Genomic DNA, 18,640 nt, shown 5'->3' on the forward strand with positions numbered 1-18,640 from the left:
TCAGCCTTTTTGAGGTTGGGCAGCGGGCCTAGGCACGTTAACGTGCGGTAAATACCGGAATGTACAGACTCAACCAACTGGAGGATCGGCTATGACCGAAACAACTTGGTTCATTATTGCCATTGTGCTTTATATGGGGTTGATGCTTGGCATCGGCTATTGGAGCTTTACCAAAACAGATAAGTATGACGACTATGTTCTAGCCGGCCGTGGGCTCAACCCATTCGTGGCGGCGATGTCAGCCGGAGCCTCAGATATGTCTGGCTGGCTACTCATGGGCCTGCCAGGTGCACTCTTTGTCACCGGCTTTTCGGAACTCTGGATCGCCATCGGCTTGCTGATTGGCGCTTGGGCAAACTGGAAGTGGATCGCGCCTAGACTGCGTGCCTACTCTGAGGTAGCCAATAACTCCATCACTATTCCCAGCTTCTTCGAGAACCGACTCAATGACCGTTCACGCGTCCTGCGCATCGCGGCATCGGTCATCATCATCATCTTCTTCACTTTCTACGTTTCCTCCGGCATGGTCGCTGGTGGACGCTACTTCGAGGCCACCTTCGGCGGCGCTTACATCAACGGCCTGCTCATCGTCGCAGCCGTCACCGTTGCATACACCTTCATTGGCGGCTTCCTGGCCGTGTCCTACACCGATGCGGTGCAGGGAACGATCATGTTCGCTGCCCTGATCATCGTGCCGATCATGGCGCTGCTGACCTTGGACAACCCTTCCGATATCTTCTCGTGGGCTGCCAGCAACGACTACGGCCCCTACACCGAAGGTGTTGGCAACCCGGGCTACTTCAACATGATCGCCGGTGTTTCCGCTACTGCAATTATCGGCAACATGGCCTGGGGCTTGGGCTACTTCGGCCAGCCCCACATCCTCGTCCGCTTCATGGCACTGCGTAGCCCGGCTGAGGCTAAGCAGGGCCGCTGGATCGGTGTTGGCTGGATGTTCCTGTGCATCGTTGGCGCTACCTTCACCGCCATGATCGGCACCGTGTACTTCTCCCAGAACCCGGATATTGCCATCACCGACCAGAGTGCCTTCGAGACCATCTTCCTGGATATGGGTCGCATCCTGTTCCACCCGCTGCTGGCCGGCTTGGTCCTGACCGCCGTGCTCGCGGCCATCATGTCCACCATGTCCTCCCAGCTGTTGGTTGTCTCTTCCTCCCTGATCGAGGATCTGTACAAGATTGTGTCCAAGAACCTGCCGGGCGAGAAGGTCCTGATCAACCTCTCGCGCTCCGCAGTGGTTGCTGTCGCCATCATCGGCGGCGTCTTGGCTGTGAACCCGAACGACTCCATTCTTGGTCTGGTTGGCTTCGCTTGGGCAGGCTTCGGCGCTGCCTTCGGCCCGCTGGTAATCGCTTCGCTCTACTGGAAGCGTCTGAACGTACCGGGTGCTATCTCCGGTATGGTCACCGGTGCTGTGGTCGTCATTGCTTGGGGCAGCTCGGCTGCCGGCGACATCATCTACGAAATGGTCCCAGGCTTCATCCTGGCCACCATCGTGATGGTCGTCGTTACCTTGGCTACCAAGAAGCCCTCCGATGAGACCGTCGAGGTCTTTGACCGCGCTTCTCACCTGTCGGATGTCTCCGCTAAGCACGAAGACCTCGACATTGAGACTGCAGCTGTCAAGGCTGATCGCGGCGAGCTCTAGCTTGTAGTAATCCCCTCCCCCAAGCACCACCACGGGGAACCGAAAGGGGCCTTGCACCAGTCCAATCTGGTGTGAGGCCCCTTTTTTGGTACCTAATCCTGCTTACCGTCGCCACCCTAGCGCTACTGCTACCCCACCTCCTTCCGCGCTCCGGGCCTGGACTGCCTGCTCTCGACGCCGCCTTGATCCAGGTCCCCGTGAGCCCTCAGCGTGCTCGAGTACTCGGTTATGAGCGCTCTGAATTCGGCCCCGGGTGGGCACACTCCGGTGCCTGCAGCATTCGCGAGGAGATGATTGTCACCCACCTTCAGCATGCCCAGCTTGAGGACTGCCGCGCGGTGGGCGGGATGTTGCATGATCCCTACACCGGCCACCAGGTCATCCTCCCAGCGCCAGTGGAGATCGACCATATCTTCCCACTCGCTGCTGCCTGGGATCTAGGGGCTCATACGTGGTCAGATAGTCAGCGTGTGGCCTTTGCCAATGATCCGGCCAACCTGGTGGTCACCGCTCAAGCGGCCAACCGCGAAAAGTCCGACCTACTGCCGGCCGAATGGCTGCCACCTGATCGCTCCGCCAGATGTTGGTATTCCCACCGTCTGGCGGTGGTAGCCGGATCCTATGGTCTCGCACTGCCTGACGAGGACATCTCCGCTATGAGGGGAAGCTGCCGGGGGTTATTGGAATGGACGAGTCTCGACACCACTGGATAGGCTAAGCGGTGAAATCAGCTAGTTTCTACCGCGTTTGTACTGAAAGGTACCCACCACACCTATGATCACGATCCTCATCGTCCTCCACGTACTAGCCGCCGTGTTGTTTATCGGCCCAGTCACCGTGGCAGTCTCCAGCTTTCAGGTTCAAGCCACCCGTGCCCATGAGGGTGATAGCAGCGCCGCTGGTGCCGCCACGGTCCTACACAAGATCACCACCACCTATGGTGTCTTGGCAGCCTTGGTCCCGCTGTTTGGTGTGGCCATCATGTTCCTCGATGGTGGTTATTGGCGCGAAGGCCGCTACCATGCTGCCATCGCCCTCGCGGTGATCGCTTGGGTCTTGCTACTGCTGGCTATCATTCCTCGCCAGAAGAAGATGATGGGCGCCTTGGGTCTACTCGATGCCGGCGACTTCGATCCAGAAAAGGATGCGGTGGCCAATTGGGCCAAAACCAAATCTCAGCTGTCCATGTTTGGCGGAATCTTCTCCCTGCTCTGGATCATCATGCTCGTCTTGATGTACCTCTAAGCTCTCCGCAGTCTTAAACCCACAACGCGGGCCTCGCACTCGTACCTAAGTTCCTCTTGGAACTTTTAGGTGCGTGCGGGAGCCCGCGTTTTGCTATCTCTCGGAATTTCCACCGAGATAGCTTGGGCGATCTCAAGCTCGAACAGCGTAGACAGGTCTCAGCCTTCCTTTTCCAGCGGACCTAGACATAGCAAAAGACCTCCACTGCCCGATCTCGCATCTGCGAGTCAGAAAGTGAAGGTCTTTGAAAAGACAGCGCTAGTGGCTAGTTCTGCCAGCCGCCACGGTCGTTGTTGCGTCCGCCACGGTATCCACCGCGGTCGCCGCCACGATCGTTGTTACGGCCGCCACGGTATCCACCGCGGTCGCCGCCACGGTCGTTGTTGCGTCCGCCACGGTATCCACCGCGGTCGCCGCCACGATCATTGCCACGAGGCGGGTGCACAGCACCGGAATCTGCCTCGATGTTGATCAGCTGACCGGAGATGCGGGTATCAGACAGGCGGTCCAGAACGGACTTGTCCATGCTCTTGGGCAGCTCGACCAAGGTGTGGTCAACGGCGATAGTGATACGGCCGAAGTCCTTGCTGGTCAGGCCACCTTCGTTAGCAAGTGCACCAACGATAGCGCCCGGGCGAACGTGCTGGCGCTTGCCAACCGCGATGCGGTAGGTAGCAAAGTCACCATTGCGCTCGAAGCGAGCACCGCGGTCGGGGCGATCTCCGCGATCGTTACGGCCGCCACGATCATTGCGGTCGAAACGGCCGCCACGATCATCACGATCACGACGACGCTCCGGCGGGAGATCCTTCATCAGGAAGTCCGCGCCAGCCTGCGCCTGGGAAGCCAAAGCAGCTGCGACGTCCTCGATCGGAACCTCGTGCTCATCGGCGTACTGCTTAACCAAGGTACGGAACAGGTTAATCTGCTTCGATTCCAGGGAATCGGTGATGGAGTCAGCGAACTTAACCTTGCGGGATTCGTTGACTGCATCGACGCTCGGCAGATCCATCTCGGTCAGCGGCGCATTGGTGGCGCGCTCGATGGCCCGGAGCATACGACGCTCACGAGGAGTGACGAACAAGATTGCCTCGCCGCTACGGCCTGCACGGCCGGTACGGCCAATGCGGTGAACGTAGGACTCGGTGTCATTCGGGATGTCGAAGTTCAGCACGTGGCTGATGCGATCAACGTCCAAGCCACGGGCAGCAACGTCGGTGGCAACCAGGATGTCCAGCTTGCCGCTCTTGAGCTGATCGACGGTGCGCTCACGCTGGTTCTGCGCGATATCACCGTTGATGGCGGCCGCAGAGAATCCACGGGCGCGCAGCTTCTCGGCGATTTCTTCGGTCTCGTGCTTGGTACGCACGAACACGATCATGGCCTCGAACTCAGTGACCTCAAGAATGCGAGTAATCGCATCGAGCTTGTTGCGGTGCGCGACGTTGATGTAGCGCTGGGTGATGTTAGAGGCAGTGCGAGTCTCAGACTTAACTGAGATCTCCTGCGGGTTGTTCAGGTACTGCTTGGAGATCTTGCGGATGCCGTTCGGCATGGTCGCAGAGAAGAGAGCGACCTGCTTCTCATTCGGGGTGTCCTCAAGGATGCGCTCAACATCCTCCTGGAAGCCCATGTTCAGCATCTCATCGGCCTCATCGAGAACCAGGAAACGCAGCTTGGAGATGTCCAGGGAGCCCTTGGACAGGTGATCGATGACGCGGCCCGGGGTGCCCACGATGATCTGGGAACCACGGCGCAGGCCGGAAAGCTGAATGCCATAAGCCTGGCCACCGTAGATCGGCAGCACCTGAATGCCACCGAGGTGATCGGCGAAAGACTGGAAGGAATCTGCCACCTGGAGAGCGAGCTCACGGGTGGGAGCCAGCACAAGCGCCTGGGGGGAACGCTCCTTGGGGTTAACGCGGGCGAGGATCGGCAGCGCGAAGGCGGCCGTCTTGCCGGTACCGGTCTGGGCGAGGCCGACGACGTCGTTGCCCTCCATCAAAACCGGGATGGTCTGCTCTTGGATAGCGGAGGGGGTTTCGTAACCCACCTTTTTCACCGCTGCGAGGACGGCATCGGGCAGTCCAAGGTTCTCAAACCCGTTACCCTTGTCGGCCTTCTTCGAGGCTTTTTTGTCAGTGTTGTCTTCAGTGTCCGCGACCTTGGTGGTCTTGGAGTCGCTTTCCTGGGATTTATCCGCTTCCCTGGTGTCCTGTTCCGCCTGGGCCGGAGCATCGGAACCATTAAGGTCCTCGATGGTCAGTGGCTTGGCAGAGGAGGAAGCAGCTTGCGCTGCGTCACCTTGCGGATTTTCCTGGGTACTCGACGTGTTAAGGTCAGCCGGCTCGTTCACGCCGCCGGTGGCGTTATCGGTGATGCTCATTATCGTGCCAATATACGGCAACTGAGCCCGAAACACCATTTGATCGGGCGTGTTCTGTGTCGCAGTGGCTATATCTGCTGCCGATCCAACGACATGAGACTCATTCGAAATTGTCGACAATGGACAGAACCAAACCGCCTCAAGCCCAAAATCCACTTCAGACGGCCGAAGCCCTAGAGATAATCGCGTCGGCTGAAGAGTGCTCAGATGCTAAGAGAGACCCTCAAGCATTGGGTCAAGATCGATAGCACAATGCAATATCCGCCTATAGTCTTCGACTGAGATCTTGCGGACGCCCGAACTAAAATAAAGCCCCACATGTTCCAAATGATCAGCCCTACTTTCAAAATACAAATTATCGGCATCCTTTAGTGGGACCTCTGCTGGGAATCTGATGGTCTGTAGAGTTTCGCACCGCAGCAGTCGATATCTGCTCGATGTCTCGCCAGTGTCCCAAACGCCCCCGATGACACCTGCCCCTAGATATCGCGCCTCTGATTTTCCTTGAAATAGTCGCTTACCCGTATAGAACAGCACCCGAACCCCTGGAGTTAAAATTTTCTGATACCGACTAGGGAAACTATACGAATTCCATAGATCATCGTCATAGTCATGTCCAGACTCAGTCAGATTAGAAAAGGTTATCACGGCAGGCATGAGCTTAACTATACTCATAATTGAATCAGTTCGAGCTAATATTGTTGAAGCTTTTTTATACCATCTTCTAGGTCAATCATTGAATTCATACCATAACTTATAAATTTTCAAATGAAGAGCAACTAAATCTAAATAGTGCTCATACATAGATGACAACGATTCACACCTGTTGCCGAACATTGTCAAATCCAGTTTCAGAGATGCAACATTTCAACTGGACAGACGACTAATTCCCTATGGGAAATATCAAGATATCCACCCACAAAGGCTTTCAACAACTTAGTCATCATTTGGCAACATGCCTCTACTCAAAGATGACATCGTGAGCTATTCCACACTCCAGGCCACTATGACCAAAATCCCCGTGACGCGACCATCATCAGCAGACTATTGAAACTTTAGATACATGAACATGGCTTCCCCATACAGCAAGGGAAAAGTAGCTATCTCCATCTTTGCCCTCATGGATAGTCACCAATCTAGCAACATTCAACACGATCGAAGCAGATATCAAAAGAGCCTCTCGAATGCTTGGGCAAATCATTAGCTAGATTCCGTTCAGATCCCCGAAAAAACCCTACTCCCAGCTAACACCGCTGGTGCGCCTTTTGCCGTTGAATAGCTTCCACGCGAATGCAGGCCGCTTCCGTCGCTTTCAGAATGTGTATCTTGCGATCCGACCGCAGATTCAGGGAAAGGCCCGGGCTACCCAAAAGGAGTTTGATTAGCATTTCTGCATATTAAATGAGTCAATCGAGTACGGATCGACACAAAGACGACCCCCACGCTCGATCTGCGGTTCCTTGAGTAATTTCGGAAGACCTAGGAGCCCTACGGGGTCCTTAGTCGCTACACCAATCGAGGCAAAATGTAGAAGCTGTACAAGTCTACTGGAGCTGACATCGAGCGCCAACGCAATCAGAGTGTCGAGCAAGGTTTCGAAACGCCCGCTCGAATGAGTTCCAGAGCTGAGACGAATACCGACTACGAAAGAAGCCTGTCGGGGGTAACCTAAATGCTCGGTCTCCCCCTACCCGTATCGAAAAACTCGTCGATCCAGTCTATTTTCAAAATAGTCGTGCTACATGCAAAAACGAACAAAAATGACTCAACTATCGAACAAGTATGCGTAATGTCCTGCTGTGTGCAGACATTATCTGCTACCTATTAAGCAACATGATTCAGAACTAGTGAGGAACGAAGAATGCAAGACTGGAACGATCCCGACCTAGAGCTCCTTAACCTCGTCGACGAGTACAGAAATCGATGTGTAGAGGTCTATCGAAATGACTCAAATCGCATCGAAGAGGACGCCCAGAAAGAGGCCTCGATTGCGGAAGGCGGGTACGGCCGCAAGCAGATCCAAGAGTTGATTCAGAACGCTGCGGACGCGATGCACGGAAGCAAGGGCAAAATTGAGGTTCTTTTGACCCCCAAAGCCCTGTATGTCGCCAATGAAGGGAATCCATTCGTAGACGAGGGCGTCCGAGCACTCCTCTATCACCATCTTTCAGATAAGAAGGGTGATGAGATTGGTCGTTTCGGCCTAGGATTCAAATCAATCAGCGGTGTCTCAGATGGGCCGATGATCCTCAGCCGATCAGCCTCTTTCCAGTTCGGCAGAAGTAAAACTGCAGAATTCCTTAAGGATCAACTCGGCTATGAGTGGGACAAGAGTGCCGTGCCGGCTCTACGCATAGCGTGGACTGTCAATCCAGCTGAGGCCTTCCTAGACGATGATACTTTGCGGTCACTCAGCAAGTGGGCAACTACGATCGTCAAAGTACCCATTAAAGACGGCGCGCTAGATGGCCTCGAGTCTGAACTAGATGACTTCGATCAGTCCTTTTGCCTTTTCGTACCCCACGTAACAGAACTACGGCTGACTTCTACACGAAAGAACTCCGATAAGAGATATCAAACCAAGACTAGCGGAAAACGAGTCTTCTTGGTTGATGCAGCAGGGAGAAAGTCTACGTGGGTTGTTGTCCACAAAGACCATGTCCCCTCACGAGAGGCACTGAATTCAGCAGGTCAGTCAGCACGCCGCGACTCAATCACTGTCAGCTGGGCTGTTCCGCTCGATGGCGGAGCAGGTACAGGTAGGCTCTCCGCCTACTTCCCAGTGAAATCTGAGCTCTCATTGAGCGGCTACATAAATGCTCCTTGGAAGCTCTCCGACGACCGCATCAATGTCATTGAAGGCAAATTCAACTCTGAGATTCTCACGGAAGTAGTCCCTCAGCTTGTTGTAGACGCAAGATCGGAATTGATTAGCGGAAACCCTACGGCAAAAGACAACGATGAGAAACGATTTGGTCGCTACCTCGATGTGCTGCCAGCACGAGGCCGAGAAGCGAAAAGCTGGGCTGACCGTGAAATCAACAAGCCGATCTATCAAGCCTTGCGGGAAGTCCGCAGTCTTCCTAATGCTGCCGAAGAGCTAAGAACACCGCAGGGTCTAAAAATGCTCCCAGCAGTCATTCCCGATCGCCTCCAAGCTGACTGGATCGAGCACGCGGTCGATAAAGAGGGCTGGTTACATCCCCAATGCTCGTCAAACAGGGACCGACGCTCCAAGGTCGTCAGATTGATGACGAAAGACGACCGGGAACGCACAAAAGAAGAGGAAGGCCGCTTTAGCAAGAGTATAACCACCTGGCTAGAGAGCTTCATCGATGCTGAAGCGAGAACGCCAGATCCAAATCAGTCGCTCAGGGCACTAGGCTATGCAGCGCTTCTACTGGGAGAAGTAGATCCCTCAGAAGAGGATTGCGAGGCCGCTATTCAGGAGTCAAATATTGTACTACTTGAAATCGGCATCTATGTGCAACCGATTGCAGGCCGTTGTTTCATCAGGAATTCTTCGGAAGACAGTGCTCCAGGAATCATTGATCCCCGAGTGACTGACGTTCAAGATGGTTACATCGCACTAAAAATCCTTGGCATCAGTGATTACGCGCAGACCGGAAAGCTCATGGAGACGCTCTCTGAGCTTAAGACCACTGCAGTAGGGATCAATTGGGAAAATCTCTGGGCGGTGTTGCGTCAATCCGATCTAGAAGACATCAAAGAAGCTTTCAATGAACTATTTAACGGAAAGCAATCTCATGTCGTCCGAATTAAAAATGGCAAAGGTGAATGGGTTCTTCCCGCGAGCCATTATATTCCAGGTAAAGTAATCCAAAATATTGTTGCAGATTACGAGTATCTCGTTGATTCAAAGTTCCATGCAGCTGATCACAGTGTACTTGATCTATTAGGTATACAAGATCACCCTTTTCGCAGTCAGCACGAGAATACAAAATGGCTTACTGAGTATAAGAAGGAACATCGTCAGGCTGCTGGGCTCGAGATGAAGATAGTACGACCAGAATGGGAAAATATTGATTTCAACGAGAGCCCATTATTACTAGGACCTTTAGATAATTTCACAAAGCTTAGTGATACCAACCGAGCAGCGATCACGCAGCATATCCTTCATTCTTCGACCCATCCTTGGGTAACTCCTTCGTACAAAACTCGGAGATCTTCCCCCATCCTCCAGCCTGAGTACTGGCTGGTGAAAAAATATGGTCTCCTCCAAACAACACTCGAATTCGCTCCTATCGAAAAATGCTTTGTCATCGACGATGACGATCAGGATATTCGAGACATTGTTCCTGTCATTACGAACCTCGATCTCACTGATGATATGAAAGATGCTCTCGGGTATCACTTGAACATGGAAGAATTATCTCAAGATGAGTTCACCGAACTAGTTGAAACTCATGTCAAAAGAGACAACGAACTAGCAGTCGGGAAAAGTTACTCCTGGTGGTGCTATATGTCAAGAGACACTGGATTTGTACCTTCGCATATTCACGTACAGGACTCAGGCACATGGGTCCTGCTGGATCCTAAAACAGTTGCAGTCACTGCAGACCATGAAAAAGAGGAAGAATTCGAGAAACTTGGCATTCCGACGCTGAAAGTCAGTAGTCCAGACGACAGCAAAGAACTTAGTGACAATTGGAAGCTCATGGACGGATCCACCATACCTATCGAGTTTGAGTATAGGACAGGTGGAGAAGCTCAGTCGTTGCAATTCCGATATCCTTCACTTAGCACTCTAGAAATTGATCGAATTGAAGAACTATCGGTTCAACCTTGCGAAAGTATTGAGATGACGACCGCTATCGAAGGCAGGCCAAAATCAAGAATTCCCGTGGAATACGGAAGAAACGGTAACACCATCCTCTCCACCGGCGCTACCGAATCCGAAGAGCTGATACAGATTCTTCAATCGCTCGAATGCAACAGCGAGCCAGATACTGTTGAATATCTATTAGAAACCACACACGCAAATCGAAATAGCAAGGTTCGTACCAGAGCCAGAAACGCAAGCAGCGATGCAGAACGCCTATTCCTCATTGCAGGTGAAGATCATCTCTATTCTCTTATTTCAAATTCTGCTATTGAATTCTTGAAGAGGACCAATGGCCAAGAACCAAAAGGAATCCATCTAGCAGAGGTCTGTATCAAGATGCTGGGAGTAAATGCGCTCCGCAAAGCCTGCGAACAGGCAAAAGGAAGCCTCCAGGTTGGCCCGCCTCCCGGTACGTGGAATGGAAGTCATGCGGCACGCAAATGGGTTCGCGACCTAGGTTTCGACGAAGTTTGGGCTGGCAACAAACATGTTGAGAAAAGTAAACCTACTGACTACGTGGACGGGCCGATCGAAGCGGAAACTTTCCACGACTATCAGCAAAAGGTTTCTGACAACCTATATAAAATGCTCGATGGAGACGGCCCCAACCGAGGTCTGGTGACACTTCCCACTGGAGCTGGCAAAACCCGAGTAGCGGTTCAAACCATCATTGAAGCAATCAAGAATGATTGCTTCTCTGGCCCCGTACTATGGCTAGTTGACAGTGCAGAGCTTTGCGAACAGGCCATCGATGCATGGGCATTCCTATGGCGCTCAAGTGGAAGTATAGGCACTAGGCTGAGCATCAGTCGTCATTGGAAGAACTATAGTGCGACAGAGGAGACTTCAGGCGTCCAGGTTATTGTCGCCACCTGGCAAAAAATGCTCCACACACTGGATAAAGAAGAATATGGTTGGCTTCAGGAAGCTCCTCTGCTGGTCATTGACGAAGCTCACACTGCGCTTTCTCCTTCATACACCAAGATCCTCAAGTGGGCTGGTCTTACTCACACGAAGCGCAATAAACTCCTACTCGGCTTAACTGCGACTCCCTTTCGTGGCCGGCAAGACTCAGATGAAACTACTCGCCTAAGGAATCGTTTCGACAACAATATGTTGGATGCGGGGGTCTTTGGTGATGAGAACCCTATGAAGTACCTTCAGAGAGTCGAAGTACTGTCACATGTCACGATGGAGACGATAAGAAGCGACAACTTTGTCTCACTGACCCCAGCAGAAATACATGACTTCAAATCACTGAATTGGCTCCCAAAGTCTAAAGAGCAAGAACTGGGTCAGGATCTAGTTCGAACTCAGCAGATTATTGATTCTATTAAGAGCAAACCTCAAGAATGGTCAATTTTGGTATTCGCAACCTCTGTCGCGAATGCAGAGACTCTTGCTACTTTGCTCACGCTCGAGGGAATCCCATCCGCCTCAATCAATGCGAATACTTCGCAAACTGATCGCGAGCTGGCTGTCGATCGATTCAAGAAAGGTGAAATTCGAGTTCTGACAAACTATTCGGTCCTGACTCAAGGATTTGATGCTCCGAAAACAGAGGCTGTCTATATCACTCGCCCTACCTCTAGCGAAGTCCTCTATCAACAGATGATTGGTCGTGGACTTCGTGGACCGAAAAATGGCGGAACCGAACATGTACATATTGTGAACCTTCTAGACAATATTACTGAGTTCGACCTTTCGATCAACTACAAATCATTTGAACGTCTCACTGACAAAGGAATACTAGATGAGTCGATTTAGTCTTGATGAAAGTCAGCAAGCCGTAGCTAATCTTCATTACGCAGACTGCCGAGTGGTTATCGCAGGTCCTGGAACAGGTAAAACTACGACGAGTGTTGCACTACTCGAAAAACTAGACTCATCGGTCCCCAACCCAGAAGATCATTCCGTTCTCTATATATCATTTTCACGTTCAGCTATCCAAGCAGCTTTTTCTTCTACAGAGCATATGATTGACAGTCTAGATATATCTGTAGACCAGCGCACTGTTGATTCTCTGGCGCTGGAGATAGTCAACGAATTTGAGCCGCGAACGGAGCACTTACCTGATTTTGAGGCCCGGATAAAGAGAGCCACGTTCTACCTTCAGGAACATGGTAGCGACCTCACTTATGATATTTGCCACGTAATCGTTGACGAAGCACAGGATATCAGCGGGTGCCGACGGGAGTTCTTGTGCGAGCTGATGAGGCAGGCTCCTGATGATTGTGGGCTTACAATATTTGCGGATCCGGCACAGTCTATCTACAGCTTTCTTGATACCGCTGACGAATACTCAGAGCAACGCTCTATAGATGAGAGCTGGATAGAGTTTATTGATGAGCTCTCTTCCATACGCCAGATTGAAATCATCCATCTCAGAGGCCAGTATCGTGCACAGAATGAAAGATTGAAAAGCATTTTCAGTCACCTTGAGAGTGCACGGTCTATCGAAGGTTATTTAGATAATCGACTAGCTCTCGACGAGCTTCAGTCTGAGATACCGGCAATCAATCTAAAACATCTTAGCAAAATGGTCGATAGTTGGCACGGAAGCACAGCATTATTGACTTCTGGTAATGCAGAAGCCTTGCAGATTTTCCAGATTCTCCGTAATGAAGGAATTGAAGTAGAAATAGTATTGAAGTCTGAACTATGTCCTTGCCTTCCATCTTGGCTTGGTGAGTGGGCTATACTATCAGATTCAAGGTCTGCTTCCTTCTCATCCGATCAGTTCCGCAAATTCTCCCGCAAATTACCTAACTTTCAAGAAGAGGATGCTCTCAGTCTAGGGATCCACCTCGACTCATCTTCAGAACTATATTGGAATGACATCAGCAAACAAGCTGCAAAATTGGTGCACACTCCTCACAAACGTACGCTAAGCAGCGGTTTTACAATCAGTACTATTCACCAGTCTAAAGGCTTAGAATACGATAATGTCTTAATCTACGACCCAGAAGCACTAGTTACACCTTCAAAGCGATCTGATTCCAGCCTCGAGATGCTATTTGTAGCCATTTCTCGTGCTCGACGACGCTTGCTAGCTGTTCTCCCGTCTGAATCTATAGAAAAAGTCTATACGAAATTCGGTCGATGGATTATTCCAACTTTTCGCAGGCATTCCCCAAAAGCCATCTACATTGACTCTCAGGATATTCGAAACGATAAACTCTTTGGAGGCAGAGACGGCCAGTTGGTTTTGACTAAGGTAGATGCTCAATCTAAACTTTCCTTTCGACTTCTTGACCTAGATCAAGAAGTCCCTATTTATCGTTGTTATATAGACAATCAGCATGTTGCATTAACAACAGAAGAATTTGGCAAAACCGTAAAACGGTTGACTAATTCTACTTCTGCAAATTGGCCCTTGCTTGGGCCAGTTCCCGTCCAGGGGACAGAGTCATCGATCAATTTTTTAGTTGATGAGGGGCGCCCTTTTCTAATTCCCAGACCATTAGGTTTTGCTTCAATCAGTTTCTCAAATAGAAAAGGATATTGAGATGTCTCGAGATCTAGAATCTTGGTATAAAGCAAGGAAAGATGTAATCTCATTTGTTACTCAAGAATTAATGGGACCAGATGGCGAACTTCTTGACAGCGCTCCCCTCAATCGCATCATTGTTGGTGTTCTTTTTCCACAAGAGGATCAGAATGATTCGAAGAATCCGGATGGCACTGACGCTAGTATCTCTCTAGTCCCAGAGTTGAAGCAGTCTGGGATAAACACAGATGAACAGCCTGAGCAGGATGTTTCTATGTCCAATCAGTCGCTTCCTTCATCTATGGGACTAACCTTCTCGCTTCCATCCAGGAATCACTGCGATAAGGTTCTGGTTTATCCCTCCGCAGTACAATACGAGTTTTCAAGTGATGAGACACATTGGACGCCAAAACGTGTTTCACCTAGTGAACCTATCTCTATCCCCATCGATGAACAAATTGATACTCTTGATGTGAAACGACATACGGTCGAAGGATCTGATGGAAAACTCGAATTGATATCGGTTGTCAGACCTCCCTTTGGTGATCGTGTGAGAATTACTGTCACGCTTGTTAATCTCAATAAGAAAAGTGAATTTAAAGGCAAGAAAGATGCCTTCTCCTGGTTTCGTCCAAAACTTCGCGTTGTTTCTCCATCGCTACCCTTTGTCGATAATAGAGGGAACTCAGATGTTTTTGCCGAGGATACTGATTCAGTTTCTACAGCATTCTTATATCGAGCTCAGGCGAATATCGCCCAGGGACATGGCTGTGCTGCTACATGGGAAGATAGTATTTCAGGCGTATTTGAAATCCAGTCAACCTATATTCCTGAACAGAGTGTTCCACTGTCAAGTGCTGCGGCAGGGACAGAAGGAGATCCTTTTGGTGAGTATGACCTCAATATGGGTAAAGTTGCTCGACCTTCTGGCCGTGAGGAACTTCATGGATTAGCTGACTCTTACGAGAAGTGGATTGAAGAGCAGTATCTAGATTTAGATACTGAAGATGATCTCTCTGATCAGTTCCTTAAGGAGGGTAGAAAGAACCTTATCCATGCCACAGAGTGCCTAGAACGCATTCGAAGCGGTATCGACTCGCTAGATGATTCTTCAATGTCTCAGGCTTTCGAACTCATGAATCTGGCGATGATCCAACAACGAGATGCTCAAGATACCGCCCGGGCATCCAATGGTTCTAAGATCCGAATGGATCCAGAGAACTTATACATCACAAAGCAGGCATGGCGGCCTTTCCAGATGGCATTCATCCTCATGAATCTTCCTGCCCTAGGGGACCGTCGCCATCCAGAACGTCATCTGGCCGATCTCCTCTGGTTTCCTACGGGCGGAGGTAAGACTGAAGCATATCTTGGTTGCATTGCATTTAGTATTCTCTACCGGCGGATTCTTGATCCAAAAGCTGGTGGAGTCTCAGCAATCATGCGCTATACTCTCCGTATTTTGACAACTGACCAGTTTACTCGAGCGGCTGGTCTGATTTGCGCCCTTGAGATTATTCGCCGACGTCACTTACCAAACACTGAACTGGAGATATCACTAGGATTATGGGTTGGTGATTCTACAGTTCCTAACCGAATTAGTCTCGCAAAGATTGAACTAAAGAAGCTAAAGTCTGGAAGCAAACACGATCGAGATTCAAACCTGATTCAAGTAAAAAGATGTCCAAACTGTAGCTACAGTTTATCTTCTGAGAACTATTACATAGAAGACTCTTCAGGATTATCTATCTGTTGCCCTAATATTTATTGTGAATTTCACGATTCTCTGCCGCTATATATTATCGACGATGACCTCTATGAAAAGCGACCTTCGCTGATTATAGGAACTGTTGACAAATTTGCTCAAATGACCTGGCGGAGTGAAGTTTCTCACCTTTTAGGTACTGATGGAAAGCACCCCACTCCCGATCTGATAGTTCAGGATGAACTGCATCTGATATCAGGACCACTCGGAACCATGGTTGGATTGTACGAATCTGCCCTCGATCTAGCTCTCTATAAAGCGAGTGGATCCAAGGTAAAGGTGATCGCGTCTACCGCCACTATCCGTCGCGCAGATGAGCAAGTTCTAAGTGTTTTCGATCGAAAGGCAGCACAATTCCCGCCTGCTGGCATTTCGCCATCAGACAACTATTTCTCTAAAGAAGCATCTCCAGATGAGATGGGTGATCGCAAGTATGTGGGAGTAGTCGCCCCAGGCACTTCGCAAGCCACTCTGCTTGTTCGGCTATACGCTGCTGTCCTTCAAGCTGCGGAGAGTATTCAGACAACAGATGAAGTTCGTGATGCCTACTGGACTCTTCTAGGATACTTCAACAGCCTGCGAGTGCTTGGATCAACATATCTTCAGGTCATCGACGACATCCCAGACAGAGTGACTGTGATAGCCAACCGTCGTGGAGAAAAGCCTCGTCAGTCATCAGGAAACGAGCCGCTAGAGTTAACATCCCGTCGCTCTGCTGCAGAAATCTTGTCCATGCGTGAACAAATGGAAGTTTCCATAACCGGCCCTACACCTGCAAACAGCCCGGATGTCGTACTTGCTACGAACATGATTTCTGTTGGACTCGACATTGATCGCTTAGGCCTTATGGTCGTCGCAGGTCAACCACAAAATACTTCAGAATATATTCAAGCCACCAGCCGGGTGGGTCGTAAACACCCTGGTCTGATATTTGTCGCATTTAATGCTCAGCGATCCCGAGATGTCTCCCACTTCGAGGCTTTTGTACCGTTCCATAGATCACTCTACCGTTCTGTAGAAGCGACGACTGCAACTCCATTTTCTGCACGCGCGCGTGATCGCGGAGCGCACGGAGTCCTCGTGGCTGCTACCCGCATGGCAATTGATGAGATGAGGGCTTCCAATGCAGCTGGTGAAGCTCATGTATTCAAAAACGAGATTTATAATAGGGTAATTGTTCCGCTCGTCGATCGGTCGTCCCGGGTTTCTGAACCTGACTCAAAGCCCTTTATGGCACGATTAATCAAACTACTTGATACGTGGGAGGCATCATCCGAGCGTGATGAAATTTCCGAATATGGACAAATGTATATTAAACCGGGAGGATCTCCTGACGGCTGGTTGATTCGGCCAAGTGGAAGTTCAACAAATCCTGGCAGATTCAATGCCGTTGAGTTTCCGATGGAAACTTTGACTAGCTTGCGTGATGTCGATGCAGAGACGAAACTAACTATCTATAAACCTAGAAGTAGGAAATAATGGTACGCGGACGTGCAAGGAAGCAAAAATTTGTTCAACCGATTTCTTCGGTCCGACGGTCACAGCTAATTACGACCTACGGTATTGGTTCACTAATTCCAGTTGCTTCCGAGAGTTTCATTATGCTTGGTCAGGATTATTGGTATGCTGACCATTCGAATAGGCGTGAGTTTGAAATTAGTGAGCCCAATTTGGCGCGCGCACTCAACGTTCGTACTTTCCTGCAGCCTCCTTCAGGCGACCGAGACACGCTCCAAATTGCCCGCTTTCCCGAGTGGGTGACGTGCCCTAATTGCAACCGTTTAGACAAGTGGTACAAGCTGGCTCGTAAGAACAAAGAAGGCGAACGAATCAACGAATGCCGGTACTGTCCGGGAAAAAGCCTGGTGACATCACGTTTTGTAGCTGCTTGCAGTAATGGACATATCCAGGACTTTCCATATTGGCGTTGGCTCCACAAGGGTTTCAATGGAGAAGAAGGCTCCAACCATGAAATCCGGCTTCAGGTGGACGGCGGAGACGATTCATTGCGCGGAATACAGCTAACTTGTTCCTGTGGTGCCGCACGCACGATGGAAAATGCTCTGGGACGTGGATTTCTTCAACTTCAATGTGAAGGTGGTACCCCGTGGCTTCCCTCGCTGGATAGTGCGAGCTGCGATGAAAGGCTCACGGGTCTTCAACGAGGTGCTTCGGGAGTATGGCGTTCTAAAGTTCGCGCTGCTATCAGCATTCCGGCACCCGAATCCAAAGCTCTGTCCGTAATTCAGGATAAGTTTGACTATCTGGCAGGAATGCCAGAAGATCTACGCAATAGTAACTTTGACTATATAGCAAAGCTTGAGGGGCTATCTATTCCTGAGCTCAAGAAAGCATTCCTTGACATGCAGATTCCAGATGCCTCTAAATCCACTGAAGAGATGTTGCTCGATATACTCGATGGCGAGTATGCAGCCTTCCAAGAAACTGCAGAGGAGGTGGACGGGGACGAAGAGTTTGTTTGCTACGTGTACGATCTCGAGCAATCCTTAGCTCGTAACTCTGGAATTATTTCAGTGTCTCAGTTGCCTCGACTCCGAGAAGTGCGGGTTCTCACAGGCTTCTCACGTCTAGAACCTGATGATAAGCAAAAGAGCCGCAATGAGAATCTACTCTCAGAGAAACCTATGAATTGGCTTCCTGCAATCGAAGCTTTCGGAGAAGGAATTTTTGTGCATCTGGATCCTGAAAGACTGAGTCAATGGGAGTCCACGAAGTACGCAATTGACCGCGCAGCAAAGATTAACAACGCTAAGCCAGTATCAGGAATCACACCTCGAGAATTGCTGCTGCATTCCCTCTCTCACTCGCTTATGGACCAGCTAGCACTAGTAACCGGCTATCCTGCCTCTTCGATCAAAGAGCGGATTTATGCCCGCGGGGACCAGGCTGGGATTCTTTTTTACACCTCGACTTCTGACTCAGCTGGCAGCTTAGGTGGCCTAAGTGCACAGGGCACCGTCGCCAATATCCTCAAGGTAATGACGGGTGCTGTCGAGCATGCTCGATGGTGCACCGCTGACCCTGTGTGCATCGAGTCGAACGTCCGAGGCGTTGATAATTCCAACTTGGCAGCCTGTCACTATTGTATGTTGGCCCCTGAAGTTTCTTGTGAAGCGCATAATCAGTTTCTGGACCGCGCATGCCTGATCGGTTCTCCAGAGTTCCCAGGAGCAGGATATTTCGGAGAACGGTGACTTCCAATAAAGATCCAGGTCAGG

Annotated in this window: 8 protein-coding genes; 7 read left to right on the forward strand and 1 reads right to left on the reverse strand. The window is 50.5% G+C overall.

Annotated features, from left to right (window positions below; all coding sequences use genetic code 11):
• Nucleotides 1-91 precede the first annotated feature (91 nt).
• The 3 genes from putP (at nucleotide 92) to C5L39_RS07935 (ending at nucleotide 2,914) form a co-directional block, all read left to right on the forward strand.
• Complete coding sequence (putP, locus tag C5L39_RS07925) at nucleotides 92-1,669, forward strand: sodium/proline symporter PutP (protein WP_123048360.1); 1,578 nt, start codon at nucleotides 92-94, stop codon at nucleotides 1,667-1,669.
• Between the two features lie 71 nt (nucleotides 1,670-1,740).
• A complete protein-coding gene (locus tag C5L39_RS07930; RefSeq protein ID WP_123048361.1) occupies nucleotides 1,741-2,382 on the forward strand; it encodes an HNH endonuclease family protein in 642 nt (213 codons plus the stop codon).
• Nucleotides 2,383-2,443: 61 nt separating this feature from the next.
• The gene (locus C5L39_RS07935) at nucleotides 2,444-2,914 is read left to right on the forward strand and encodes a DUF2269 domain-containing protein (protein ID WP_123048362.1); all 471 of its coding nucleotides are present in this window, start codon (nucleotides 2,444-2,446) and stop codon (nucleotides 2,912-2,914) included.
• A 265-nt stretch (nucleotides 2,915-3,179) separates the two neighbouring features.
• On the opposite strand, the gene C5L39_RS07940 is transcribed toward C5L39_RS07935, so the two are convergent.
• Complete coding sequence (locus C5L39_RS07940; RefSeq protein ID WP_123048363.1) at nucleotides 3,180-5,300, reverse strand: DEAD/DEAH box helicase; 2,121 nt, start codon at nucleotides 5,298-5,300, stop codon at nucleotides 3,180-3,182.
• Between the two features lie 1,861 nt (nucleotides 5,301-7,161).
• Here C5L39_RS07940 and C5L39_RS07950 point away from each other — a divergent pair.
• From C5L39_RS07950 to drmB, 4 genes are read left to right on the forward strand one after another with little or no spacing between them, the layout of a single operon-like run.
• Nucleotides 7,162-11,913, forward strand: a complete 4,752-nt coding sequence (locus C5L39_RS07950; RefSeq protein ID WP_123048365.1) for a DEAD/DEAH box helicase — start codon at nucleotides 7,162-7,164, stop codon at nucleotides 11,911-11,913.
• Nucleotides 11,900-13,654 carry an ATP-dependent helicase gene (locus C5L39_RS07955; protein ID WP_123048366.1) on the forward strand — a complete coding sequence of 585 codons (1,755 nt, stop codon included), beginning with the start codon at nucleotides 11,900-11,902 and terminating at the stop codon, nucleotides 13,652-13,654. Before C5L39_RS07950 ends, C5L39_RS07955 begins: the two co-directional genes overlap by 14 nt.
• Before the next feature lies 1 nt (nucleotide 13,655).
• Nucleotides 13,656-16,880 carry a helicase-related protein gene (locus tag C5L39_RS07960; protein WP_123048367.1) on the forward strand — a complete coding sequence of 1,075 codons (3,225 nt, stop codon included), beginning with the start codon at nucleotides 13,656-13,658 and terminating at the stop codon, nucleotides 16,878-16,880.
• A complete protein-coding gene (drmB, locus tag C5L39_RS07965; protein ID WP_123048368.1) occupies nucleotides 16,880-18,616 on the forward strand; it encodes a DUF1998 domain-containing protein in 1,737 nt (578 codons plus the stop codon). Before C5L39_RS07960 ends, drmB begins: the two co-directional genes overlap by 1 nt.
• Nucleotides 18,617-18,640: the final 24 nt, after the last annotated feature.

The sequence above is a fragment of the Corynebacterium alimapuense genome, from assembly GCF_003716585.1.
Taxonomy (GTDB): domain Bacteria; phylum Actinomycetota; class Actinomycetes; order Mycobacteriales; family Mycobacteriaceae; genus Corynebacterium; species Corynebacterium alimapuense.